We start from the raw sequence: 21,965 nt of genomic DNA on the forward strand, positions 1-21,965 counted from the left end.
ACTGTACGAAGATCCCGCGTCCCGGGCTCCCGCGCGGGAGCCCGGGGCGCGGGGCCCTAGCGGGCGCGCTCCACGCGTCGCTCGTCCCAGACCGGCTCCGGGGTCTCCCGGACCCGGCCGTCGGAGCCGAAGACCAGATAGCGATCGAACGAACGAGCGAACCAGCGGTCGTGGGTGACGGCGAGGACCGTCCCGTCGAAGGCCTCCAGACCCTCCTGGAGAGCCTCGGCCGACTCCAGGTCGAGGTTGTCCGTGGGTTCGTCGAGCAGGAGTGCGGTGACGCCCTGCAACTCCAGGAGCAGGATCTGGAAGCGGGCCTGCTGGCCCCCGGAGAGCCGGTCGAAGGGCTGCTCGGCCTGTCTGGTGAGCTCGTAGCGGCGCAGCCGGGACATGGCGGCCCCCCGGTCCTGCGCGTGCTCCTTCCACAGGATGTCGAGCAGCGTCCGCCCCTCCAGCTCGGGATGGGCGTGCGTCTGCGCGAAGTGTCCGGGGACGACCCTGGCGCCGAGCCTCCACACCCCCGTGTGGGCCACGTCGTCGCCGGCGAGCAGCCGCAGGAAGTGGGACTTGCCCGAGCCGTTGGAGCCGAGGACGGCGACCCGTTCGCCGTAGAAGACCTCCAGGTCGAAGGGTTTCATCAGGCCCGTGAGCTCAAGTCCCTCGCAGGTCACGGCCCGCACGCCCGTACGGCCGCCCTTGAGCCGCATGGTGATGTCCTGCTCGCGCGGCGGCTCCGGCGGCGGCCCGGCCTCCTCGAACTTGCGCAGTCTGGTCTGGGCGGCGGCGTACCGCGAGGCCATCTCATGGCTGACCGCCGCCGCTTGACGGAGCGTCAGCACCAGCTTCTTCAGCTGGGCGTGCTTCTCGTCCCAGCGGCGCCGCAGTTCCTCGAAGCGCTCGAAGCGCTGCCGCCGGGCCTCGTGGTAGGTGTCGAACCCACCGCCGTGCACCCAGGCGTCCGCGCCCGCCGGCCCCGGCTCCACGCTGACGATCTTCTCGGCGGCGCGGGAGAGCAGTTCCCGGTCGTGGGAGACGAAGAGCACGGTCTTGCGGGTCTCCTTCAGCCGCTCCTCCAGCCAGCGCTTGCCGGGGACGTCGAGGTAGTTGTCGGGCTCGTCGAGGAGGAGCACCTGGTCGGTGCCGCGCAGCAGCGCCTCCAGGACGAGCCGCTTCTGCTCACCGCCGGAGAGCGTCCGCACCTGCCGCCACTGCGCCTTCTCGTAGGGCACGCCGAGCGCGGCCATGGTGCAGATGTCCCACAGGGTCTCGGCCTCGTAGCCGCGCACCTCGGCCCAGTCGGAGAGGGCCTGCGCGTAAGCCAGCTGAGCCGCCTCGTCGTCCACGGTCATGATCCCGTGCTCGGCGGCGTCGACCGCCTTCGCGGCCTCCCGGATCCCCGGCTGCGCGACCGACACCAGCAGGTCCCGCACGGTCGTCTCGTCCCGCACCGACCCCACGAACTGCCGCATCACCCCGAGGCCCCCACTGACGGTGACCGATCCGCCGTGCGGCTTCAGCTCCCCGGAGATCAGCCGCAGCAATGTCGTCTTGCCGGCCCCGTTGGGCCCGACGAGCGCGACGACCGCCCCTTCCCCCACCCGGAAGGACACGTCCCCGAGCAGCGCCCTCCCGTCCGGCAGGTAGTACTCCAGATGAGCGGCTTCGAGATGTCCCATGGGGCGCATTGTCCGAGGCGGACGAACGCCCGGGCAAATCCATTTCCCCATCTCACCGCCTCGCTGGGCCCGCGGGCCGTCGCGGCGGACCACCCGGACGGGAGAACCGCCGCTCAGGGGCTGTTCGCCGGTGGTCGGCGAACGGCCCCTGGCGCCTCCCCTAGTCCTGGGTGAGCAGATAGGCCCGGTCCGGGTCGAAGGTGACGTCGACGTTGGTCCCCTCGGTCAGGGCGTCGCGTGGGTCGACGCCCGCCTCGGTGACCGTGACGGTGCCGCCGGTCGTCTCCACCTCGTAGTCGATCGTCGCGCCGTGGAAGGTGGAGCGGAGGACCGCGCCGATGCCGGTGCCGCCGTCGGTGACGGCGGACAGTCGCGCCGTCTCCGGCCGCACCATCAGATAGGCGCCGACGGCCTTGGCGGTCACCTTGGGGTGCGCCGCGACGGTGAGCCGTCGGCCGAGGACGGTCACGGTGCCCCGTCCGTCGACAACCCGCTCGGGCACCGCCTCCAGGAAGTTCGCCCGGCCGATGAAGTCGGCGACGAACACGCTGGCCGGCCGGGCGTATATCTCGCCCGGTGTGGCGGCCTGCTCCACCCGACCCTTGTTCATCACCACGATCCGGTCGGACATGCTCATCGCCTCGTCCTGGTCGTGGGTGACGTAGAGGCTGGTGATGCCGAACATCTTCTGGATGCGCCGGATCTCGGCCCGCATCGCGTCCCGCAGCTTGGCGTCCAGGTTGGACAGCGGTTCGTCGAAGAGCAGGACCTTCGGCTGCACGACCAGGGCGCGGGCGAGCGCCACCCGCTGCTGCTGGCCACCGGACAGCTCGTGCGGGCTGCGGTCCTCCAGGCCGACCAGGTTCATGCTGGTGACGGCCATCCGCATGCTGGTGGCGATGTCGTCGCGGGTACGCCGCTGCAGGCGCATCCCGTAGGCGATGTTCTCCGCGACCGTCATGTGCGGGAACAGCGCGTAGCTCTGGAACACCATCGCCATGGGCCGGCGCTGGGGAGGCATGGCGTCGATGGCCCTGCCGTCGAGGAGGATGCTGCCGCTGGAGGAGTCCTCGAACCCGGCGACCATGCGCAGAGTGGTGGTCTTGCCGCAGCCGGACGGGCCGAGCAGGGTGATGAACTCGCCGGGTTCGATGTCGAGCGAGACGCTGTCGACGGCCGTGACGGTGCCGGAGCGGCCGGTGAACCGTTTGGTCAGGGCGTCGAGCCGCAGATGTCCGCTGTCGGTCTCGCGCGTCGGCGCGAGGGTGAGTTCGGGCGCGGCGGCGGTCATGACTTCTGCCTTTCGGAGGTGGCGGTGCGCTGGAGGGCGGCACCCGTGCCGACGAGCACACGGATGAGGGCGAAGCCCGCCAGTACCAGCACGGTCAGCACGGTGCAGTAGGCGAAGGCGACGCCGTAGCGGCCGGTGCCCGCGGCGCTGAGGACCTGGGAGGTGATGATCTTCGTCTGCGGGGTGACCAGCAGGACGATCGTCGAGACGGACGTCATGCTGCGGGCGAAGCTGTAGCTCAGCCCGGTGAGCAGTGCCGGGCGGATGAGCGGGAGCGTCACCCGGCGGAACGTCTGGAGGGGGCTGGCACCCAGGTCCGTGGACGCCTGCTCGATATAGGGGTGCAGCTGCGTGAGCGAGCCGACGGCGGTGCGCTGGCCCGCCGGGACGCTGCGCACGACGTAGGCCAGGACGATGGCGACCGCGCCCCCGGCGACGGCGCTGCCGCCGACCAGGCTGGGGAAGGCGTGGACCGGGCCGATCCAGCGGTCGGGCCGGTAGGCGAGGACGAAGCCGATGCCGAGCACGGTGCCGGGGACGGCGACGCCGAGGGTGCCGCCGAGGTCGAGCAGCCAGGCCGTACGGTCCAGGTGCCGGACGACCAGCCAGGCGATGACCAGGCCGACGAGGCCGGCGACGGGGGTGGCGATGGCGGCGAACCGGAGGGTGTCCAGGACGGCTTCCACTCCCACCCCGGCGACGACCTCCTTGAGGTAGTCGAGGGTGAAGGTGTTGTCGACGCCGAACACCCGGGTCACCGAGCCGACGAGGACCGTGCCGTAGAGGCTGAGGATCACCGCGGCGGCCAGCAGGGCCAAGCCGTAGAAGGGCCAGCGTGCCCAGCCCGTGATCAGGTGGACGCTGCCGGAGGGGCGGCCGGTGATGGTGGTGCGGACCTTGCGGCTCATCCAGTGCCGCTGCCCGAAGTACATCGCGAGCGACGGCACCAGCAGGATCACGCAGTAGACGGCGGCCCCTGTGATGTCGTACTCGCCGGTGACCGCGAGATAGGCGCGGCTGGCGAGGACCGTGTAGTCGCCGCCGAGCACCAGGGGGTTGGCGAGGTCGGCGATGGCCTCCACGAACAGCAGCAGGAACGGCGCGACCAGACCGGGTGCCACCAGCGGCAGGATCAGTGTCCGCAGGATCCGCCACCGCGAGGCGCCCATGTTCATGGCGGCCTCCTCCAGCGCCGGGTCCAGCCCGCGCAGCATGCCGAGCAGCCCCAGATACGCCACCGGGAAGAGGGACAGCGACAGGACGAACACCAGCCCGTCCAGGCCGTAGACGTCGTACTCCACCCCGAAGACGCCGTTGCTGACGACACCGCGCCGGCCGTACAGCACGACCGTGGCGGTGGCGATCGCGAAGGGCGGGCTGACGATCGGCATCAGGGCGATGACGTGCAGGATCTTCTTGCCGGGCACATCGAGGCGGGTCTGCACGAAGGCGAACAGGAAGCCGAGCGCCGTACCGCAGAGGCCGACGAGGGCGCCGAGGACGAGGGTGTTGCGCAGGACGACGAGATCGACCCAGGAGGTGAAGAACTCGGCGTAGCGGGGCAGCGCTTCGGGGGCGAAGGCGGTGGCGAGCACGGCGGCCAGCGGCACCACGGCGCCCACCACCACGAGCAGGGCGACGACGGCGATCAGGACCCGGACCCCCAGGTCGGTCCGGCGGCGCCGGCGCGGAGCCGCCACCCGCGCGGGGGTGGACGGCTCGCGCTCGGAGAGGATCGCGGTCATGACTTGGGCGCCTGCGCGACGTCTTCGTCGAACCACTTGGTCAGCTCCGACTTCCGCGCCCCGGCCTCGGCGGCGTCGTAGTCCACGACCTTGATGCTCGCCAGGTCGACGACCTTGTCCGAGACCTTGGCGGCGGGGTTGGTCGGGAACTGGTACGCCTTGACGCTCGGGCCGATCTCCTGGGCGTCGGGGGTCAGCGCCCAGTCGACGAACTTCTTCGCGCTCGCGAGGTTCTTCGCACCCTTGACCAGCGCGACCCCGCCGGTCTCGTAGCCGGTTCCCTCGGACGGGAAGGTCACTTCGAGGTCGGGGAAACCGGCCTCCTGGGTGGCTATGCAGTCGTGGGAGAAGATCACGCCGACGGCGACCTCGCCGCGGGCCGTCATCTGCGCGGGAGCCGCGCCGGACTTGGTGTACTGGAGCACGTTCGGGTGGAGGTCGCGCATGTAGTCGAGCGCCTCGGGCTCGTCGCCGCCCGCCAGCTGCACCTGCGTCCACAGGGCCGTGTACGCGGTGCCCGATGTGGAGGGGTGTGCGATGCCGATGTCCTTCTTGAGCTTCGGGTCGAGGAGATCGGCCCAGGACTCCGGGGCGTCGAGGCCCTTCTCCTTCAGCAGTTCCCTGTTGCTGCAGAAGCCGAGCGCGCCGACGTAGACGCCGGTCCACAGCCCGGAGGCGTCCTTGTACTTGGCGGGGATGGCCGCGGCGTTCGCCGACACGTAGGGCTCCAGCAGGCCCTGCTCGCCGGCGGCCGCGTATCCGTCGGCGGGTCCGCCGTACCAGACGTCGAACTCGGCGTTGCCCTCACCGGCCTGGATCCGGGCGAGGGCCTCGCCGCTGGAGAGGCGGACGAAGTCGGCCTTCAGGTCCGTGGTCTCGGCGAACCGCTCCGTGGTGGCGGCGCACCACTCCTCGGTCGCCCCGCAGGCCACGTGCACGATGCCGCCGTCCTGTCCGGAGCCGGCCTGCACGGTGTCGCGGGCGCAGCCGCTCGCGACGGCGACGGCCAGGGCCGCGAGGGCCGTCGTCCATGCCGCGCCACGGCGTGCGCGTCTTCTCCTGGTCACCAGTGTCACGGCGTTGACCTCCGCATTCTCAGGCCTGGTACGGCTCGGCCGGGCGATGTTTCGGCCAGATTAGGAGCGGGTGAACGGGGTCCCGGTGACGGCGGAGTGAGCCCCGGTGACAGCGCCGTCACCGAGCACGTCACCTGCGCCCGCCGGGGGCGGTCACCCGGCGGGCGGACCGTCCGGCGCGCCGGTGGGGACGTCCTCGGTGTCCTCGTCGTCCGCCGGCAGGTCCGGCATCAGATAGCCGACCCCGCGCAGCGTGCGGATGTACGCCGCGCCGCCCGGCACCCCGGCCAGCCGCGAGCGCAGTCGGTACACCGTGGACTTGACCACGTCCCGGCCTCCCAGCAGGTCCGAGGTGCCCCACACCTCCCGCAGCAGGTCCTGCCAGGACTGCGGCACACCCCGCCGGGAGGCGAGATGGGTCAGCAGCTTGAACTCCGTGAACGGCAGGTCCAGCCGGTGCGGGCCCAGGCGGGCCGACTGCGCCACCGGGTCGATCACCAGCCGGCCCACGCTCAGCGCGGCTCCGCCGCCCCGGCGGTGGCGCCGGACCAGGGCCTGGGCGCGCAGGGCCACCTCACGCGGGTGGAACGGCTTGGTCACGTAGTCGTCCGCGCCGTGCTCCAGACCGGCGATCACGTCGTCGTGCTGTGACAGCGCGGTGAGGAGCATGACCGGTACGTCCGAGCGGGCCCGGATCCGTCCGCACAGGGTGAGCCCGTCCATCGCCGGCATCATCACGTCCAGGACGACCAGGTCGACGGCGCGGGTGCGCAGCAGATTGAGGGCGGTGGCCCCGTCGTGCGCGGTGAGCACCGTGAAGCCCTGTGTCTGCAGGGCGAACTCGATGATGATCGTCATCTGTGGCTCGTCGTCGACCACCAGCACGGTGGGCCCGGCCGCTGTCCGTGTCTCCCCCGTCATGACGCGTCCGGCAGCGTCAACAGGAAGGTCGTCCCACGGGACGACGCGGTGTGCACCATGATCTCGCCTCCGTGCAGTTCCACCACCGTCTTCGTGATCACCAGACCCAGGCCGGTCCCGTCGGCCAGGGGGCGCCCGGTGGCGAAGCGGTGGAACAGCCGGTGCCGTTCCGCCCGTGTCATCCCGGCCCCGTCGTCGGTGACGTACACCGCTACGCCGGTGTCGATCAGCGCGACCCGGACGTCGATGCTGCCGCCCGTGGTGGTGAACCGGCTGGCGTTCGACAGCAGGTTCGTCAGCGCCTGGGTCAGGAGCATCGGGTCCGCCGGGATCCTCGGCATCACCTGCGGCACGTCCAGACCGATCCGCTGGTCGCGCTGGGCGCACAGCGGGCGCATCGCGGTGACGACGTCGCGCACCAGCACCGACACGTCCACCTTCTCCATCCGCGGAGTGAAGAGACCGGCCTCGATCTTCGCCTGGATCAGCAGGCTCTCGCACAGGCCGATGACCTGCGTGGACTGGTGATCGGCCACCTGCAGCAGCCGTTCCTGGGCCGCCGTCAGCGGGCCCGGCGCCCCCTCGCGCAGCAGGTCCACCGCGCCCTTGACCATGCTGAGCGGTGTGCGCAGTTCGTGGCTGAGCCCGGTCACCTGCTCCGCCCGTCGCTCCACGAGCCGCTCCAGCTGTTCCAGTTCCGCGATGCGGGCCGCGGCGGCCCCGCGCATCCGCAGGAACGTCGACAGGGCGGCGACTCCCGCGCCACCGAGCGCGGCCACCGACAACCACCAGACGGTGACCATGGCCCGTCCTCCTCAGAAGCCGCCCTCAGCTGAGGGGCGAGGGCGGGTCCCGTGCATTCTGCACGGCCTCCGTCGGTACGACAATCAGTTCCCTACCCGACATATCAGGGACCGCTTCCACCCCGCCCGACACGCTTGCGGCGCCATGGGGTACCCGTGGACCCATGACCCCAGACGTCGACCTCACCGTCCGCCCCCCGGGCCACCACATCCTCCGTGACCGTTTCCTCGCCGCCGACAGCCGTCTCTTCAACGCGGTGGCCACGCGCGACTGGCCCGGTGCCCACCCCCTCCTGCCGAAGCTGAGCCGCGCCGCGAACCACGGGGTGCTGTGGTTCGCTACGGCGGCGGCGATCGCGGCGACCCGGAGCCCGAGGGCCCGCAAGGCGGCCGTCCGGGGCGTCGCCTCGCTCGCGCTCGCCTCGGCGACCATCAACACCCTCGGCAAGCGTTCGATCCGCCGCCCCCGTCCGGTCCTGGACAACGTGCCGCTGACCCGTCAGCTGAAGCGGCAGCCGATCACCACGTCGTTCCCGTCGGGCCACTCCGCCTCCGCCGCCGCCTTCGCCGCCGGTGTCGCCCTGGAGTCGCGCGGCTGGGGCGCCGCGGTCGCCCCGCTGGCCGCCGCCGTGGCGCTGTCCCGCGTGTACACGGGCGCGCACTTCCCGAGCGACGTCCTGGTGGGCGCCGCCCTGGGCGTGGGCGCCGCCTACGCCGTACGGGGCATCGTGCCGACCCGCGACCAGCTGCCACCGCCCGGCCGCCCCTACGTGGACGCGCCCGCGCTGCCGGACGGCGACGGCCTGGTCGTGGTCGCCAACCGGGCCTCCGGCACGTCGGACCGGGTGCGCGCACTGCGGGACGTGCTGCCCGGTGCCGAGGCCGTGGAGTGCGAGCCGGAGGACATGCGCGCCGAACTGGAGAAGGCCGCCGCCCACGCCCGGGTGCTCGGCGTGTGCGGCGGCGACGGCACGGTGAACGCCGCCGCCGAGGTGGCCCTGCGCCACGGCCTTCCCCTCGCCGTACTCCCCGGCGGCACGCTCAACCACTTCGCTTACGACCTCGGTGTGGAGGACGTACGCGACCTGGGCCGCGCGGTGCGCCAGGGCGAGGCCGTCCGGGTGGACCTCGGGCACTTCAGCACCGGCGACACGGAGGGCCACTTCCTCAACACGTTCAGCCTCGGCGTCTACCCCGAGCTGGTCCGGGAGCGCGAGCGCTGGGAGAAGATGGTCGGCGGCTGGCCGGCGGGGGTCGTCGCGGCCCTGCGGGTCCTGCGTTCCGACCGGCATCCGCTCCAGGCCACCTTCGAGGGCCGGCCCCGCCCGATCTGGCTGCTCTTCGCGGGCAACGGCACCTATCACCGGCTGGGCTTCGCCCCCGCCCGGCGTTTCGACCTGGCCGACGGGCTGCTGGACGTCCGTGTCGTGCACGGCGGCCGCCGCCCGGCCCTACGGCTGCTGGCCGCGGCCGTCGCGGGCCCGCTGACCCGGACCCCGGTCCACGCGGCCGTCCGCGTGCGGCGGCTCCGGGTGGACGGCATCGCACCGGGCACCCTCCTCGCGTACGACGGCGAAGTCACCGAGGCGCAGGGCGATCTGACGCTCCGGAAGATCCCGGAGGCGCTGACGGTGTACCGGCCCGTGCCGATGCGCTGACTCACCCCGCCACCCCACACGGGTGCGTCCACAATTCAAGACGGCGGTCTCATCATTCGACACGGTCGCGTACGGTTCGAGGACGAACCCGCGGTTGTCGCGGTCCTCGTGGAAGGGGAACGGCCATGCCGAAGGCACAGGAGACCGCCGTCTACACGCACGGGCACCACGAGTCGGTGCTGCGCTCGCACACCTGGCGCACCGCCGCCAACTCGGCGGCCTACCTCCTCAGTTCGCTGAAGCCCCACATGAAGGTCCTGGACATCGGCTGCGGGCCGGGCACCATCACCGCCGACCTGGCCGCCCTGGTCCCGGACGGCCACGTCACCGGCGTCGACCACGCACCCGGCATCCTGGACCAGGCCCGGGCCACGGCCGCCGAACGCGGCCTGGAGAACGTGGACTTCGCCGTCGCGGACGTCCACGCCCTGGACTTCCCGGACGACACCTTCGACGTGGTCCACGCGCACCAGGTGCTCCAGCACGTCGGCGACCCGGTGCAGGCTCTGCGCGAGATGCGCCGGGTGACCAGGCCCGGCGGGATCGTCGCCGCCCGTGACTCCGACTACGCCGCGATGACCTGGTTCCCGGAGTCGGCGGGCCTGGACGACTGGCTCGACCTGTACCGCCGGGTGGCCCGCGCCAACGGCGGTGAGCCCGACGCGGGACGCCGGCTGAAGTCCTGGGCGCTGCGCGCCGGGCTCACCGACATCACGGCCACCTCCGCCACCTGGACCTACGCCACGGCCCAGGAGCGGGCCTGGTGGAGCGGACTGTGGGCGGACCGGACGGTCGCCTCCTCCTACGCCGAGCGGGCCACCGAGGGCGGTCATGCCACGGCCGGGGAACTGCGGGCGATCGCGGAGTCCTGGCGGGAATGGGGACGGCAGGAGGACGGCTGGTTCGCCGTACTGCACGGAGAAATTCTCTGCCGCAAGGCGGCCTGAACGCGAGAATCCTGGAAACACGGACCATCAGGAGGTTCGCATAATGGTTCCCATCCTGTTGGTGCTGCTTCTGGTGCTGATTCTCTTCGGCGCCGGATTCGCGGTGAAGGTTCTCTGGTACATCGCATTGGCCGTCCTGGTGCTGTGGCTCCTCGGCTTCCTGGTGCGCGGCACGTCCGCCTCCGGAGGAAGGAGCCGCTGGTACAGGTGGTGACGTCACTCCCGCGGTAGCAACGGTCCGAGCGGCCCGAGGTCCAGATTCAGGTCCTCGGGCCGCAGGCCGTAGCGGTCGCGCAGCTCGGTCATGCGGTCGTCCAGCAGCATCAGCGTGAGCCCGATGCGCTCCTCCTGGTCCTCCGAGAGCTCTCCGGTGTCGAAGCGGCGCAGCGCCTGTCGCTCCATGAGCTGACGGAGCAGCTCGACGACGGTCAGGACCAGTTTGACCAGGTCCCTCTCGACCGTGTCGGGCTCCAGTTCGAGACGGTTCCGGCCGGTCACTCGATGCCTCCCCAAGGTGACGGGACCTGTGCGTTCACGGAGCTGATCAGCGCGTTGAGATCGATGCGGACGAGATCGACGTCCGCGATGCGCAGGGTGAGGTCCCCGGTGATGACGACCCCGCCGGCGAGCAGCCGGTCGAGGAGATCGACGAGGGCGACCTCACGACGTTCGATCACGGTCACCGGCCGTCCACCCCGCCCCCTGCGGCGCCTGTCGCGGCACCCCCGCTGTCTCCGGTCTCTCCGCCTTCTCCGGTCTCTCCGCCTTCTCCACTGAAGGAATAGGCGGCCCACGGTCCGGTGAGTTCCACTCGCAATCCCGGTTCCTCGCCCTTGGTGCGGTCCACCAGTTCCACGAATTCCTCGGAATGGGCGCGCGGCACCAGATAGGCCGCGTTGAGCACATTGCGTCCGGGAACGCCTGAGAGGGCGGAATTCTGCGGCGCGTGCAGCCGGGTGTCCTCGGCGAATTCCGCGAGAGTTTCGTGCAACCGGCGGGCGAACCGGTCGGCGTTCTCCCACATCTCCTCGTGGGCCCTGTGGCTGCGCCTCCGCTGCCGCAGATAGTCCCGCCCGCTGGAGACCTTCGCGGGCGCCTGGGACGACTCCCGTTCCTCGGACTCCGCGTAGACCTTCACGCCCCACTCCACCCGACCCGCGAGCCGGTCCAGGGTGCGCCGGAAGCCCTCCTCGCGGGCCTCCAGCATGACCCGTACGCCGCTGTCGTCGCGGAAGACGGTGCCGAGCCGGAGCGGCAGCGGGGTGGTGACGACGGTGAGGGCGTCGATCACGCTCTGGTGGGCCCGGGCCGTCTCGGTCAGCCAGTCCAGGTCCTCCAGATGGGCACGGAGCGGTTGCTCCGCGAAGTCGCGCTCCGGCACCTCGCTGACCACGGCGATCAGGTCGTGGTGGCGCAGTTGCCGGGGCGGCGCGCCCGCGACGCCCTTGAGCTGGGACTGGAGCGCGGCGTCGAAGGGGCGACAGACGGCGTACACGTACCGCAGTCCGGTCATGAGGGCTCCTCTCTGGCGCGGCCGCGTTCGATGGCCGGCTCCGGCTCCCGCCGGAGCCCGCCGTCGTCCAGCTCCGCGAGCCGGGCGCGCAACTCGGCGTTCTCACGGGAGAGTTCGTCACGGCGTGCGTGGGACGACAGCGCCGGGTCGGTCTCCCACCAGTCGATCCCCATCTCCTTGGCCTTGTCGACGGAGGCGACGATCAGGCGCAGCTTGATGGTGAGCAGTTCGATGTCGAGCAGGTTGATGCGGATGTCACCCGCGATCACCAGGCCCTTATCGAGGACGCGCTCCAGGATGTCGGCCAGGTTGGCACTCCCGTTCTGCCCGTACGGCTCGGGGACTCGGCTCGGGAACGTCATCGGCGACTCCCGCCGGCGGCGACCCGCTCCTCGTCCTCATCCTCGTACGGTTCCTCGTCCATGTCCTCCCCGGCGTCGCCCTCGGCCTCGGGAACGTCCTCGTACTCGCCCTCCGGTACCTCGTCCGGGTCCTCCAGGTCGCCTTCCTCGTCCTCGTCGACGTACCCTTCGGCCTCTTCGTCCTCGTCCGGCTCGGCCTCGTCGGCGTCCTCGTCCTCCTCGTACTCGCCCTCGGCCTCGCCGTCCTCCGACGCCTCGTCGTCGGGCAGCTCCTCCTGCTCCTCGTCCTCCCGCTCCTCCTCGGCGAGGGCGTCCTCGTGGCTGACGACGACGTCGCCGTCGCGGATCTCGCCGCGCCAGCCGTCCTCGGCCTCGCCCCTGAGGGTGATGAAGCGGGCGAAGTTCTTGAGGTCGAGCCGGGCCCGGCGGCCCTGGGCGCGCCAGATGTTGCCGGTCTTCTCGAAGAGGCCCTGCGGGTAGTACTCCATCACCAGCAGGACCCGGGTGAGGTCGTCGGCGAGGGAGTGGAAGGTGACCGCGCCCTTCGTGGTGCCCTTGGCGCCCTCCGACGTCCAGGTGATCCGCTGGTCGGGCACCTGTTCGGTGGTGTGGGCCTTCCAGCTGCGGTTGGACCAGAAGACCTTCAGCTGCCAGTCGGAGTGGGTGTCGTCGGCCCGGTTGGCGCTCTTCACCCCCTTGGCGAAGGTGCTGAAGCTCTGGTACTGGGTCCACTGGTCGTAAGCGGTGCGCAGCGGCACCCCGACGTCGATGGACTCGATGATCACCGTGGGCTTGCTGCCCGAGCCGCCCTTGCCCTTGCCCTTGCCGCCGAAGAGGTTCTTGAGTCCGCCGAGCACGTTGTCCTTGGCGCGGCCCGCGCCCACCTCCAGAGCGGTGCGCAGCGGCCCCTTGCCCTCGGCGAGCTTGCGGCCGCTGTCGAGGGCCAGCTTGGCGAAGCCGGGGCTGTTGCCGTCGGCGATGTCGTTGAGCTTGCCGGTCGTCTCGCCGAGTTTGCGGCCGGCGCCGACGAGGAGCCGCTGGACCTGGGCGGCCAGATACTCCTGGGCCTCGGCCTTGAGGTGGTCGACGGCCTCGCTGTGGGCGACGTCGGAGAGCGGATTGCTCTTCGTCGCGTCCTTTGCCCGGTCCGCCGCCTCGCCGGTCGCGCGGCCGGTCGCCGTTCCGAGGGTCTCAGTCATCACCGCCGCCTCCCCTCGTCGTCCGTGACCGCGTGGCCTTGCGAGCGGCCTTCTTGGCCGGTGCGGTCCTCTTCGTCTGAGCCGCCTTCTTCGCCGGGGCGGTCTTCTTGGCGGCCGTCTTCTTGGCGGCGGCCTTCTTGGGCGGGGGCTTCTTCGCCGCCGGCCCGCGTGGTGACCGCCGCGACTCCTCGGGCGCGTCGTGGCCGGGCTCCGGCTCCTCCTCGTCCTCGTCGCGTCCGGACACGTCGGGCGTCACCCCGGCGAGTTGGTCGCGCACCTGCGAGGTACGCCCGTGCAGCCGGCCGGCGAGCCCTTCGATCTGCCGCTCGACCAGCGCCCCGGTGGCCGCCTTGCCCGCGCCGCGCAGGTCCTCGCGGAGCTGGTCCCCGAGCTCCTTGAACTGCGGGTTGTTCTGCAGCTGCTGTGACACCAGGTCCGCGAGCGCCCGTGGGCTGAGGTGCATCCGCTTGCCGGCCACCATGGTGCCGAGGGCGAACGCGAGTTTCATCTTCTTCGTACGTCCGAGGACGTATCCGGCCCCTACCGCGAGGCCCAGTCCGATTCGATTCATTGTGTCGTCCCGTTGCCGGTTCCTGTGCTCCTCCGCGCGCTGATCTCCAGCCGCTCCAGGAGCTCGTCCTCCAGGCGGTCGAACTCCTCCTCATCGATCTCGCCCGCTTCGAGCCGCTGCTCGAGGCGGGCGAGTTCAGCGCGGACGGCCGCCGGGTCGTAGTACTGGCGCTCGGCCTCGGTGAGCACCTGTCTCACCGTCCAGAGGCTGCCGCGCACCGGTGCGAACGGCAGCAGCAGCACCTCGGTGATCAGTCCCATTACGTGCCTCCTCGGCCGTCACGCGCTGTCAGTGCGTCGTCTCGGCGGGCTGCGCGGGCCCTGGTTCGACGAAGCTGTACGGCGGCAACGGCCCGTTCACCCGCACCTCGATGTGCGGATGGCTCTTGCGGATCTCCTCCACGGCGTCGAGGAAGACCGCGGCCGACTGCCGGTCCACGAGGAACGACAGATTGGCCAGCCAGCCGGTCGACTCGGGGCCCGCGCTGACGGCCTCGGCGACGGGCTCCAGCGCCCGCTGCAACTCCGCCGCGTCGTCGGCCTCCCGGGCCTGCACGGCGGCGACGACCATCTCGCCGAGCCGCAGCCGGTCCTCGTAAGTACCGCCACCCGCCTGCCGGTTGGCCTCGGTCATGGCCCGCAGCTCGGGGTTCTCCCCCATCACGCGATGCAGCACGGCCTCTTCGTCGTGGCTGGCCTTCACGTTGTACTCGACCTTGCCGTCGAGGGCGCCGAGCCGTTCCGTGTAGTGCTCCGCGCGTTCGGCGAGCACCCCCGTGACGGACGCGTCGTCCGGAGCGACACTGCCGAAACGCATGGGCAGCAGGGGGCCGCCCGCGCCCGCCTCGCTCAGGACGTTCTGGTGGGCGAGCAGATCCTTGCGCTTGGGGCGCAGCCCCTCGGGGGCCTCACTGACGATCGCCGCCAGCTTCCCCTCCTTGAGGATGCGCACCGGGCGGGCCGGATCTCCCACACCGCCCATGCCCTCGGGGAGAGCGGGGTGCGAGCTCGCGGTGATGCCGTAGACGTACGTGCTCACTCCTGTTCCTCCCTCTTGCGCGAGCTCGTGGTCTTGCGGGCCCGCGGCCGCGACTCGGACTGACCCTCCTCGCGGGCCTGCTTGAAGGCGTCGGAGATCGTCTCGGCGGCACCGGACAGCGCCCCCTTGGACTTGCCGCGCGCGCCGGACTCGGTGATCTCACCGACGAGGTCCGGCAGGCCGGGGTTCTTGCGCGGTCCGGCCTCCAGGTCGAGCCGGTTGCACGCCTCGGCGAAGCGCAGATAGGTGTCGACGCTGGCCACGACGACCCGGACGTCGATCTTCAGGATCTCGATGCCGACCAGGGAGACTCGCACGAAGGCGTCGATGACGAGCCCCCTGTCGAGAATGAGTTCCAGGACGTCGTAGAGGCCGCTGCTGCCGCCTCCGCCGCCGGACTGCTGTGCCGGGACTACGGTCATGCCGGCCGATCCTCCTTGTCTGTGGATTCTCTGTGGATGCTGGAGCGGGACGGCGGCCTACCGGCCACCGGGGCGATGTGGGTCGGCCCTCCCGCGCTCGTAACGGCGGACGCGCCGGTAGCCGGTGAGCTCGCCCTCGGGGTCGAGTTCCACCCGGTAGCTCGCGAGCAGGCTCATCGTGTCGGGGACCCTGGCGATCTCCAGGACCTCGACTTCCAAGATCCAGCCGTCCTCGGTCTGTTCGAACGACGACACGGACTCGGGCGCCATGCCGGTCAGCTCCGCGAGCTGGGTCCGCGCATGACGCAGCACCTGCATGGGGCTGGGGCGCTCATCCGTCGATGCCCGTGCCTCTTCGCTTTCGTCCGACTCGTGCGCTGTACGTGCGTTCTGTGTTTTTGCTGTGTTCGATGTGTTCGACATGACCACCTCGAACACCGAGTGGCCCCCCGGCCGTTGGCCAAACCTGTCGGTGTCAGCCGCGCCGCGCCGTGAGCCTGCGCCGCGCCGCGAGCCTGCGCCGCACCGGGCCCAGCGCCCGGCCCCGGCGCATCGCCCCGGCCCAGGGATCGGTGCGGGCCTGGTCGACGGCGTCCGCCAGGGTCCAGCGGCGGGCGTCGACGGCCGGATCGTCGAGCTGGTCCCAGGTCAGGGGCGTGGCCACGGGCGCGCCGGGGCGGGCGCGCACGGTGTAGGGGGCGACGGCGGTCTGGGCGTAGGCGTTGCGCTGGATGTCGAGGTAGAGCCGGTCGCCCCGGTCCTTCTTCCGGGGCTCGACGGTGAGCCGCTCGGGATGGGCGCGGACGAGTTCCTCGGCGATCTCCCGGGCGAAGCCGCGCACCGTGTCGAAGTCGTCGTGCCCGTTCAGCGGCACGACGACATGGACGCCCCGGGAGCCGGTGGTCATCGGCACGGACGTCAGTTTCAGCTCGTCGAGCAGTTCCCGTACGTCCCGGGCCGCCTCCCGGACCTGCGCGAAGTCGTCCACGGCGGGATCGAGGTCGAGGACCAGCCGGTCGGGCCGGTCGACGTCGCCGGTCCGGGAGAGCCAGCGGTGCAGGGTGAGACAGGCCTGGTCGGCGAGGTACACGAGGGCGGCCGCGTCGTCACAGACCGGGTGGACGACCGTGCCGCCCTCCTTGGGCACCTCGACGCGTTCGATCCACTCCGGATAGTGCTCGGGGGTGTTCTTCTGCATGAACATGGGCCCGTCGAGCCCGTCGGGATGCCGTTCCAGCATCAGTGGGCGTCCGCGCAGATGGGGCAGCATGAAGGGGGCGACGGCACGGTGGTAGGCGACGAGATCGCCCTTGGTGTACTCCTTGCCGACGCCATCGCCATCGCCATCGCCATCAGCGTCGGCGTCGGCGTCGGCGGGGAACAGCACCTTGTCCGGCCGGTGGATCTCGACGGTACGGCGGCCGACGCGCATCGTGTGCGTGTCCCCCATCGCCTGCTCCTTCCGGATCGCGATCGTTCGGAACATCAGAGCGTTCAGGGCGTGATCGCGTGCTCCACCAGCAGCCGTCCGGCCACCGTGATCGCCTCCGCGTCGATGCCCGCCTCGCGCAGCTGCTCCTCGGGGGAGGCCGAGCCCGGCATCGTACGGACGGCGAGACGCACCAGGCGGGGCACGGGGCGGCCGTCGAGGAAGGCGTCGAGCACCGCGTCGCCGAGGCCGCCCTCCTCGCGGTGGTCCTCGACGGTGAGGATGCAGCCGGTGCGTTCGGCGGCCTCACGCAGGGTGCGGCGGTCGACGGGCTTGACCGAGTAGAGGTCGATCACCCGGACCTGGATGCCCTCGCGGTCCAGTGCGTCGGCGGCCTTGAGGGCCTCGTGGACGGTGACCCCGGCCGCGACGACCGTCAGCCGGTCGGTGTCCGAGGCGCGCAGCACCTTGCTGCCGCCGACCGGGAACTCCTCGGTCGGGCTGTAGAGGACGGGCGAGGCGCCCCTGGACGTCCGGAGATAGCGGACGCCTTCGAGGCCGGCCATGGTGCCGACGAGCTTGGCGGTCTGGTTGGCGTCGCACGGGTAGAGCACGGTGGAGCCGTGCACCGAGCGCATCATCGCCAGGTCCTCCAGGCCCATCTGGGAGGGCCCGTCCTGGCCGATGGCGACACCTGCGTGGGAGCCGACGAGATTGATGCCGGACCCGCTGACCGACGCCATGCGGATGAAGTCGTGGGCGCGGGTGAGGAACGCCGCGAACGTGGCCGCGTACGGCACCCAGCCGCGTGCCGCGAGGCCGACCGAGGCGGCGACGAGCTGCTGTTCGGCGATGTAGCACTCGAAGTAGCGGTCGGGGTGCTCCTTGGCGAAGTACTCGGAGCGGGTGGAGTCGCCGACCTCGCCGTCGAGGGCGACGACGTCCCCGCGCGCGGAGCCGAGCGCGGCGAGGGCCTGCCCGTAGGCGTCCCGGGTGGCGGCCTCCTCGCCGGTCTCGTAGCGCGGCAGTTCCAGATGCCCGGTGCGCACGGCGTGCAGCATCCGGGCGGCGGGCGGCTGCCGGACCTCGACGCGGAGATCGCGCACGCCGCCGAGTTCCGCGATCGCCTCGTCGGCGTCCTTGAGCGGCTTGCCGTGCAGGCCCTCACGGTCCTGGACTGCCTCGACACCCTTGCCCTTGAGGGTGCGGGCGAGGATCACGGTGGGCTGGCCCTTGGTGGACTCGGCCTCGCCGTAGGCGCGGTCGACGGCGTCCACGTCGTGTCCGTCGATCTCGATCGTGTGCCAGCCGAAGGCGGCGAAGCGGCGGGCGTAGGCGTCCAGGTCGTGTCCGTGCCGGGTGGGCCCGCGCTGGCCGAGCCGGTTGACGTCGACGACCGCCGTCAGATTGTCCAGATGCTCGTACGCGGCGTGCTCGGCGGCCTCCCACACCGAGCCCTCGGCGAGTTCGCTGTCACCGCACAGCACCCACACCCGGTAGCCGGTGCGGTCCAGCCGCTTCCCGGCCAGTGCGATGCCGACGCCGACAGGCAGTCCCTGGCCGAGCGACCCGGTGGCCGTCTCCACCCACGGCAGCCGCCGCGGCGTGGGGTGCCCCTCGAGCCGGCTGCCCAGCTTCCGGAACGTCATCAGCTCGGTCTCGCTGATCGCGCCCACCGCCTTGTACGCGGAGTACAGCAGGGGCGAGGCGTGTCCCTTGGACAGCACGAAGCGGTCGTTGCCGGGGTGCTGGGGGCGTTCGAAGTCGTACCGCAGATGCCCCGCGAGCAGCACCGCCATCAGCTCGGCGGCCGACATGGACGACGTCGGATGCCCGGAGCCGGCGGCGTCCGACGCGCGCACGCTGTCGACACGCAACTGCTGTGCCAGCTCGGTCAGTTGACGGCTGTTCATGAGTCTCCTTTCGAACCCTCGACGGGCTTGTGCGGGTCTTCGGACGGGCCGCGCTCCCGGCCCGGTGACGTGGTCGGCGACTTCTCCGCGTCCGCCTTCGCCTTCGCCTTCTCCGGCGCGCCCGGCGTCCGGGCCAGCTCAGGTGACGCCGTGTCCAGGGGAACCGACCAGGACCGTACGAGGCCCAACTGGACGCCCTGGCGGGGCAGTACGGCGTCGAGGAGCCAGTCGGCGGCGACCCGGACGCGGTTGCCGGGCATGGCGGCGAGGTGGTAGCCGCGCGTGACGGCTCCGGCGACCGGCCCGGACAGCGGTACGCCGAGCGGGTTGGCCGCGGCCTTGACTCCGCCGAGGTCCACGACGAAGCCGAGGTCGCTGTGGCGGTAGGGCTCGGGCGCGCCCCGGCCGAGGGAGGCGGCGACGTTGTACGCGGCCACCTTGCCCTGTCGCCAGGCGTGTTGGGCGGTCATCGGGGTGTACTGGCCGGGCTTGGTGAGATCGGGTACGGCGGCCGCGTCGCCGCAGGCGAACACGTCGGGCCGACCCGGCACCTGCAGCGTGGGCTCGACGAGCAGCCGACCGCGTTCCATCGGCAGCCCCAGCGACTCGGCGAGCGGATCGGGCCGTACGCCCACGCACCACACCAGGGTGCGGGTGTCGACGAACTCCCCGTCGCTCAGCAGTACTCCGTTCGGTGTGGCCTCTTTCACCGAGGTCCCCATCCGCACGTCGACACCCCGCTGCCGCAGCACCTTGTCGGCGGTCCGCGACAGCCGCTCGTCCATCTCGGGCAGCACCCGTTCCGCGATGTCGAGCAGTATCCAGCGCGGCCGCATGCCCTCCCGCAGCGGCTGTTTCCGTACCAGCGCATCGGTGAACAGCTGCCCGTGGGCGGCGACCTCGGTTCCGGTGTACCCGGCGCCGACCACCACGAACGTGCACCGCGCGTCGCAGCTCTTGGGGTCCTCGGCGCCGGCGGCCAGCTCGACCTGCCGGGTCACGTGGTCCCTCAGGTACAGCGCCTCGGGCAGCCCCCGGAAGCCGTGGGCGTGCTCGGCGACGCCCGGGATGGGCAGCAGTTTGTTGACGCTGCCGGCGGCGAGCACCAGCCGGTCGTAGGTGAGCGTGCCGACGCCGCCCTCGGGGTCCGAGTAGCGCACGGTGCGCGCGTCGAGGTCGATGTCGTCGGCCTCCCCCAGCACCAGCCGCACATGGGGCAGGGTGCCGGTGAGGGAGACGGTGACCCGGCGTGGTTCCAGGATGCCGGCGGCGACCTGGGGCAGCAGGGGGAGATACAGAAAGTAGTCGGTCGGGTTCAGCAGGGTGATGTCGGCCTTGTTCCGGGTCAGCCGCGCGAGGGTGCGGGCCGTCCGGTAGCCGGCGAAGCCGGCACCGACGATCACGATGCGGGGTCGACTCACGGTTCGCCTCCGGCGGGGTCGCGTGCGTACGAACCTTCCGCGTCCCCCTGGCCGACGTGCCCAAACCGGCGGGCCACCCGACGGTGAGCGGGTTTCCGCCGTGATCGGCGGGTACTCGGACCGCGTTCCGGCCCCGCCCCGTTCGCACCTGTCGCGGAGGTGACCCCCATGCCCGAGTACGGATACTTCCTGGCGACCGAGGAGTTCGGTCCCGCCGAGCTGATCGAGCAGGCGGTGGGGGTCCCCCCGGCTCGAGCGAAGTCGAGAGTTGGGGGAGGCCGAGCAGGCCGGATTCGACTGTCTGTGGATCTCGGACCACTTCCACCCGTGGAACGACGCCCAGGGCCAGAGCCCGTTCGTGTGGTCGGTGATCGGCGCGCTCTCCGAGGCCGTGTCGCTGCCGATCGAGACGGCGCTGACCTGTCCGACCGTCCGGATCCACCCGGCGGTCGTCGCCCAGGCAGCGGCGACGAGTTCGGTGATGACCGGCGGTCGCTTCCGGCTCGGCATCGGCTCGGGCGAGGCGCTCAACGAGCAGGTCCTGGGCACCCTCCCCCACTGCCTGAAGGGCGTGGGAGGGACCCCCAGCCCCCGGCGGACGTCCGTCTGGAGATGCTGGAGGAGTCGGTCCAGGGGATGCGGCGCCTGTTCACGGGCGAGGAGGTCATCCACCACGGCACGCACTACACGGTGGAGAACGCCCGCCTCTACACGCTTCCCGAAGCGCCGGTACCCATCGACATCTCCGGTTTCGGCCCCGAGGCCACCGCCCTCGCGGCCCGCGTCGGCGACGGTTTCATCACCATGAGCCCCGACGAGGAGTTGGTGACCCAGCACCGCAAGGGCGGCGGGGGCGCGAACCCCGTCAGCGGCGGTACGAAGGTGTGCTGGGGCCCCGACCGGGACGCCGCCGTCCGGCTCGTCCGCCATCTGTGGTCGAGCCGGCTGCTGCCGGGCGAGATGGGGCAGATCCTGCCCACGCCCCGCCACTTCGAGCAGTTGGAGCCGCTGGTCACCGAGCAGATGGTGGGCGAGAACACGGTCTGCGGCGACGACGTCGACGAGCACGTCGCCGAGCTGACCGCCTTCGCCGACGCGGGCTTCGACCGCGTCTACGTCAGCCAGATCGGCCCCGACCAGCGCGGCTTCTTCGACTTCTACCGCACGAAGGTGCTGCCGCAGCTCCAACAGGGTCCTCGCTGACCCGCACCGCCCCCGAGTTCTCGGCCCAGATGGTGTTTCCCTCTCCCCATCGTCTGGGCCGAGTGCACGTGCCCCCGCTCGGACCGCCGAGCGGGGGCACCGGAGCGGGGCCCGGACGTCCTTGCCGTCCGGGCCCCGCTCCCTCTGCTTCCTCTGTGCTGCTTCCTCTGTCTCTTGTGTCCTGCTTCCGCTGTCTCCGTCGTCTCCGCTCCGCCCGTCATCGGCCCCGGTGGCGCGGGTCCTCGGGGTCGACGCCGGCCGGAGGCGGCGCACCGGTCGCGCCGCCGGGTGCGACGGGCGGTACCGGCGGATATCCGGCCGGTCCCGTCCCGCCCGGGGGCATTCCGGGCGCCGTGCCGCCGACGACCCGGTCACGGCCCGCGGCGAGTTCGCCCTCGTGCTCGGCCGTCGGCCGCGACGCCGAGGGACGCGCCGCGCTCCTCAGCACATACGCCGCCGCACCGAGCACCACGGCCGTGATGAGCGCGGCGGCCCAGTCCGGCAGGCCCAGCGACAGCGCCAGCCCGAGGGCCAGCGCGAGCGCGGCACCCGCGTACAGGGCGAGCGCCCCGGACGCGGCGTACAGCGCGGCCTTGCGGCGCTGCTTGCGGGTCTGCTGCCGCAGCTCGTCGCGGATGGTCTCGCGGGCCACCAGCGCCAGCTCGTCGACCAGGTGCTTGTCCAGATGTTCGAGATGATCCAAGCGGTCCATTGCGCCCGAGTACCCGTGCCCGTGTCTGCGTAACGCGGCATGCGCCGGGGGCAGGTCCCCAACTA

Annotated in this window: 23 protein-coding genes and 1 pseudogene; 4 read left to right on the forward strand and 20 right to left on the reverse strand. The window is 71.5% G+C overall.

Translation table 11 applies throughout. The features are described from left to right. Positions 1-56: 56 nt before the first annotated feature. From K1J60_RS07535 to K1J60_RS07560, 6 genes are all read right to left on the reverse strand, one after another. The gene (locus tag K1J60_RS07535) at positions 57-1,676 is read right to left on the reverse strand and encodes an ABC-F family ATP-binding cassette domain-containing protein (protein WP_220645500.1); all 1,620 of its coding nucleotides are present in this window, start codon (positions 1,674-1,676) and stop codon (positions 57-59) included. A gap of 160 nt (positions 1,677-1,836) precedes the next feature. Further along, on the reverse strand, positions 1,837-2,967 hold the full coding sequence (locus tag K1J60_RS07540; RefSeq protein WP_220645501.1) for an ABC transporter ATP-binding protein: 1,131 nt from the start codon (positions 2,965-2,967) through the stop codon (positions 1,837-1,839). Then, positions 2,964-4,712, reverse strand: a complete 1,749-nt coding sequence (locus K1J60_RS07545; protein WP_220645502.1) for an ABC transporter permease — start codon at positions 4,710-4,712, stop codon at positions 2,964-2,966. Before K1J60_RS07545 ends, K1J60_RS07540 begins: the two co-directional genes overlap by 4 nt. Next, positions 4,709-5,788, reverse strand: coding sequence for an ABC transporter substrate-binding protein (locus K1J60_RS07550; RefSeq protein ID WP_220645503.1), 1,080 nt, complete (start codon positions 5,786-5,788; stop codon positions 4,709-4,711). Before K1J60_RS07550 ends, K1J60_RS07545 begins: the two co-directional genes overlap by 4 nt. A 153-nt stretch (positions 5,789-5,941) precedes the next feature. Further along, the gene (locus tag K1J60_RS07555; protein ID WP_220645504.1) at positions 5,942-6,709 is read right to left on the reverse strand and encodes a response regulator transcription factor; all 768 of its coding nucleotides are present in this window, start codon (positions 6,707-6,709) and stop codon (positions 5,942-5,944) included. Beyond that, positions 6,706-7,512 (reverse strand): sensor histidine kinase, encoded by an 807-nt coding sequence (locus K1J60_RS07560; RefSeq protein WP_220645505.1) that lies wholly within the window; start codon positions 7,510-7,512, stop codon positions 6,706-6,708. The genes K1J60_RS07555 and K1J60_RS07560 overlap by 4 nt, the downstream gene beginning before the upstream one ends. 164 nt (positions 7,513-7,676) lie before the next feature. Between K1J60_RS07560 and K1J60_RS07565 the strand changes: the two genes are divergently transcribed. The 3 genes from K1J60_RS07565 to K1J60_RS07575 all read left to right on the forward strand — a co-directional run bounded on the left by K1J60_RS07565 (position 7,677) and on the right by K1J60_RS07575 (position 10,331). Beyond that, a complete protein-coding gene (locus tag K1J60_RS07565) occupies positions 7,677-9,170 on the forward strand; it encodes a bifunctional phosphatase PAP2/diacylglycerol kinase family protein (RefSeq protein ID WP_220645506.1) in 1,494 nt (497 codons plus the stop codon). Positions 9,171-9,295: 125 nt separating this feature from the next. Next, complete coding sequence (locus K1J60_RS07570; protein ID WP_220645507.1) at positions 9,296-10,117, forward strand: class I SAM-dependent methyltransferase; 822 nt, start codon at positions 9,296-9,298, stop codon at positions 10,115-10,117. A 43-nt stretch (positions 10,118-10,160) separates the two neighbouring features. After that, positions 10,161-10,331 (forward strand): hypothetical protein, encoded by a 171-nt coding sequence (locus K1J60_RS07575; protein ID WP_033529789.1) that lies wholly within the window; start codon positions 10,161-10,163, stop codon positions 10,329-10,331. Positions 10,332-10,333: 2 nt separating this feature from the next. On the opposite strand, the gene K1J60_RS07580 is transcribed toward K1J60_RS07575, so the two are convergent. The 13 genes from K1J60_RS07580 to K1J60_RS07640 are packed head-to-tail and all read right to left on the reverse strand — an operon-like array spanning position 10,334 to position 19,985. Further along, complete coding sequence (locus tag K1J60_RS07580) at positions 10,334-10,615, reverse strand: gas vesicle protein K (protein WP_220645508.1); 282 nt, start codon at positions 10,613-10,615, stop codon at positions 10,334-10,336. After that, positions 10,612-10,800 carry a gas vesicle protein gene (locus K1J60_RS07585; RefSeq protein WP_033529791.1) on the reverse strand — a complete coding sequence of 63 codons (189 nt, stop codon included), beginning with the start codon at positions 10,798-10,800 and terminating at the stop codon, positions 10,612-10,614. Before K1J60_RS07585 ends, K1J60_RS07580 begins: the two co-directional genes overlap by 4 nt. After that, positions 10,797-11,630: a GvpL/GvpF family gas vesicle protein gene (locus K1J60_RS07590; RefSeq protein WP_259407605.1), complete on the reverse strand. Its 834-nt coding sequence runs from the start codon at positions 11,628-11,630 to the stop codon at positions 10,797-10,799. The genes K1J60_RS07585 and K1J60_RS07590 overlap by 4 nt, the downstream gene beginning before the upstream one ends. Next, positions 11,627-11,992 carry a gas vesicle protein gene (locus K1J60_RS07595; protein WP_220645509.1) on the reverse strand — a complete coding sequence of 122 codons (366 nt, stop codon included), beginning with the start codon at positions 11,990-11,992 and terminating at the stop codon, positions 11,627-11,629. Before K1J60_RS07595 ends, K1J60_RS07590 begins: the two co-directional genes overlap by 4 nt. After that, the gene (locus tag K1J60_RS07600; RefSeq protein WP_220645510.1) at positions 11,989-13,191 is read right to left on the reverse strand and encodes an SRPBCC family protein; all 1,203 of its coding nucleotides are present in this window, start codon (positions 13,189-13,191) and stop codon (positions 11,989-11,991) included. Before K1J60_RS07600 ends, K1J60_RS07595 begins: the two co-directional genes overlap by 4 nt. Beyond that, positions 13,184-13,762 (reverse strand): DNA primase, encoded by a 579-nt coding sequence (locus K1J60_RS07605; RefSeq protein WP_220645511.1) that lies wholly within the window; start codon positions 13,760-13,762, stop codon positions 13,184-13,186. Before K1J60_RS07605 ends, K1J60_RS07600 begins: the two co-directional genes overlap by 8 nt. Beyond that, positions 13,759-14,022, reverse strand: coding sequence for a gas vesicle protein GvpG (locus tag K1J60_RS07610; RefSeq protein ID WP_220645512.1), 264 nt, complete (start codon positions 14,020-14,022; stop codon positions 13,759-13,761). Before K1J60_RS07610 ends, K1J60_RS07605 begins: the two co-directional genes overlap by 4 nt. Positions 14,023-14,050: 28 nt before the next feature. After that, complete coding sequence (locus K1J60_RS07615; protein ID WP_220645513.1) at positions 14,051-14,800, reverse strand: GvpL/GvpF family gas vesicle protein; 750 nt, start codon at positions 14,798-14,800, stop codon at positions 14,051-14,053. Then, positions 14,797-15,222 (reverse strand): gas vesicle structural protein GvpA, encoded by a 426-nt coding sequence (locus K1J60_RS07620; protein WP_033529797.1) that lies wholly within the window; start codon positions 15,220-15,222, stop codon positions 14,797-14,799. Before K1J60_RS07620 ends, K1J60_RS07615 begins: the two co-directional genes overlap by 4 nt. A gap of 57 nt (positions 15,223-15,279) precedes the next feature. Next, complete coding sequence (locus tag K1J60_RS07625) at positions 15,280-15,645, reverse strand: gas vesicle protein GvpO (RefSeq protein WP_220651331.1); 366 nt, start codon at positions 15,643-15,645, stop codon at positions 15,280-15,282. Positions 15,646-15,697: 52 nt separating this feature from the next. After that, the gene (gene ligD / locus K1J60_RS07630; protein ID WP_220645514.1) at positions 15,698-16,672 is read right to left on the reverse strand and encodes a non-homologous end-joining DNA ligase; all 975 of its coding nucleotides are present in this window, start codon (positions 16,670-16,672) and stop codon (positions 15,698-15,700) included. 44 nt (positions 16,673-16,716) lie between these two features. Beyond that, complete coding sequence (locus K1J60_RS07635) at positions 16,717-18,564, reverse strand: transketolase (protein ID WP_220645515.1); 1,848 nt, start codon at positions 18,562-18,564, stop codon at positions 16,717-16,719. After that, complete coding sequence (locus tag K1J60_RS07640; protein ID WP_220645516.1) at positions 18,561-19,985, reverse strand: NAD(P)/FAD-dependent oxidoreductase; 1,425 nt, start codon at positions 19,983-19,985, stop codon at positions 18,561-18,563. Before K1J60_RS07640 ends, K1J60_RS07635 begins: the two co-directional genes overlap by 4 nt. A 168-nt stretch (positions 19,986-20,153) precedes the next feature. Between K1J60_RS07640 and K1J60_RS07645 the strand changes: the two are divergent. Further along, positions 20,154-21,188 (forward strand): annotated as a pseudogene (locus K1J60_RS07645) (TIGR03557 family F420-dependent LLM class oxidoreductase). Between the two features lie 217 nt (positions 21,189-21,405). Here the strand turns inward: K1J60_RS07645 and K1J60_RS07650 are convergent. Continuing rightward, positions 21,406-21,900, reverse strand: coding sequence for a phage holin family protein (locus K1J60_RS07650; protein WP_220645517.1), 495 nt, complete (start codon positions 21,898-21,900; stop codon positions 21,406-21,408). Positions 21,901-21,965: the final 65 nt, after the last annotated feature.

Source organism: Streptomyces akebiae (assembly GCF_019599145.1).
Classification (GTDB): Bacteria; Actinomycetota; Actinomycetes; order Streptomycetales; family Streptomycetaceae; genus Streptomyces; species Streptomyces akebiae.

Excerpts from the sequence above, each read along its gene's own strand:
- K1J60_RS07535 (WP_220645500.1), bottom strand. The coding sequence starts at position 1,676 with ATGGGACATCTCGAAGCCGCTCATCTGGAGTACTACCTGCCGGACGGG.
- K1J60_RS07575 (WP_033529789.1), top strand. The coding sequence starts at position 10,161 with ATGGTTCCCATCCTGTTGGTGCTGCTTCTGGTGCTGATTCTCTTCGGC.
- K1J60_RS07610 (WP_220645512.1), bottom strand. The coding sequence starts at position 14,022 with ATGGGACTGATCACCGAGGTGCTGCTGCTGCCGTTCGCACCGGTGCGC.
- K1J60_RS07570 (WP_220645507.1), top strand. The coding sequence starts at position 9,296 with ATGCCGAAGGCACAGGAGACCGCCGTCTACACGCACGGGCACCACGAG.
- K1J60_RS07565 (WP_220645506.1), top strand. The coding sequence starts at position 7,677 with ATGACCCCAGACGTCGACCTCACCGTCCGCCCCCCGGGCCACCACATC.
- K1J60_RS07560 (WP_220645505.1), bottom strand. The coding sequence starts at position 7,512 with ATGGTCACCGTCTGGTGGTTGTCGGTGGCCGCGCTCGGTGGCGCGGGA.
- K1J60_RS07595 (WP_220645509.1), bottom strand. The coding sequence starts at position 11,992 with ATGACGTTCCCGAGCCGAGTCCCCGAGCCGTACGGGCAGAACGGGAGT.
- K1J60_RS07635 (WP_220645515.1), bottom strand. The coding sequence starts at position 18,564 with ATGAACAGCCGTCAACTGACCGAGCTGGCACAGCAGTTGCGTGTCGAC.
- K1J60_RS07545 (WP_220645502.1), bottom strand. The coding sequence starts at position 4,712 with ATGACCGCGATCCTCTCCGAGCGCGAGCCGTCCACCCCCGCGCGGGTG.
- ligD (WP_220645514.1), bottom strand. The coding sequence starts at position 16,672 with ATGGGGGACACGCACACGATGCGCGTCGGCCGCCGTACCGTCGAGATC.
- K1J60_RS07600 (WP_220645510.1), bottom strand. The coding sequence starts at position 13,191 with ATGACTGAGACCCTCGGAACGGCGACCGGCCGCGCGACCGGCGAGGCG.
- K1J60_RS07620 (WP_033529797.1), bottom strand. The coding sequence starts at position 15,222 with ATGACCGTAGTCCCGGCACAGCAGTCCGGCGGCGGAGGCGGCAGCAGC.
- K1J60_RS07590 (WP_259407605.1), bottom strand. The coding sequence starts at position 11,630 with ATGACCGGACTGCGGTACGTGTACGCCGTCTGTCGCCCCTTCGACGCC.
- K1J60_RS07555 (WP_220645504.1), bottom strand. The coding sequence starts at position 6,709 with ATGACGGGGGAGACACGGACAGCGGCCGGGCCCACCGTGCTGGTGGTC.
- K1J60_RS07605 (WP_220645511.1), bottom strand. The coding sequence starts at position 13,762 with ATGAATCGAATCGGACTGGGCCTCGCGGTAGGGGCCGGATACGTCCTC.
- K1J60_RS07625 (WP_220651331.1), bottom strand. The coding sequence starts at position 15,645 with ATGTCGAACACATCGAACACAGCAAAAACACAGAACGCACGTACAGCG.
- K1J60_RS07540 (WP_220645501.1), bottom strand. The coding sequence starts at position 2,967 with ATGACCGCCGCCGCGCCCGAACTCACCCTCGCGCCGACGCGCGAGACC.
- K1J60_RS07650 (WP_220645517.1), bottom strand. The coding sequence starts at position 21,900 with ATGGACCGCTTGGATCATCTCGAACATCTGGACAAGCACCTGGTCGAC.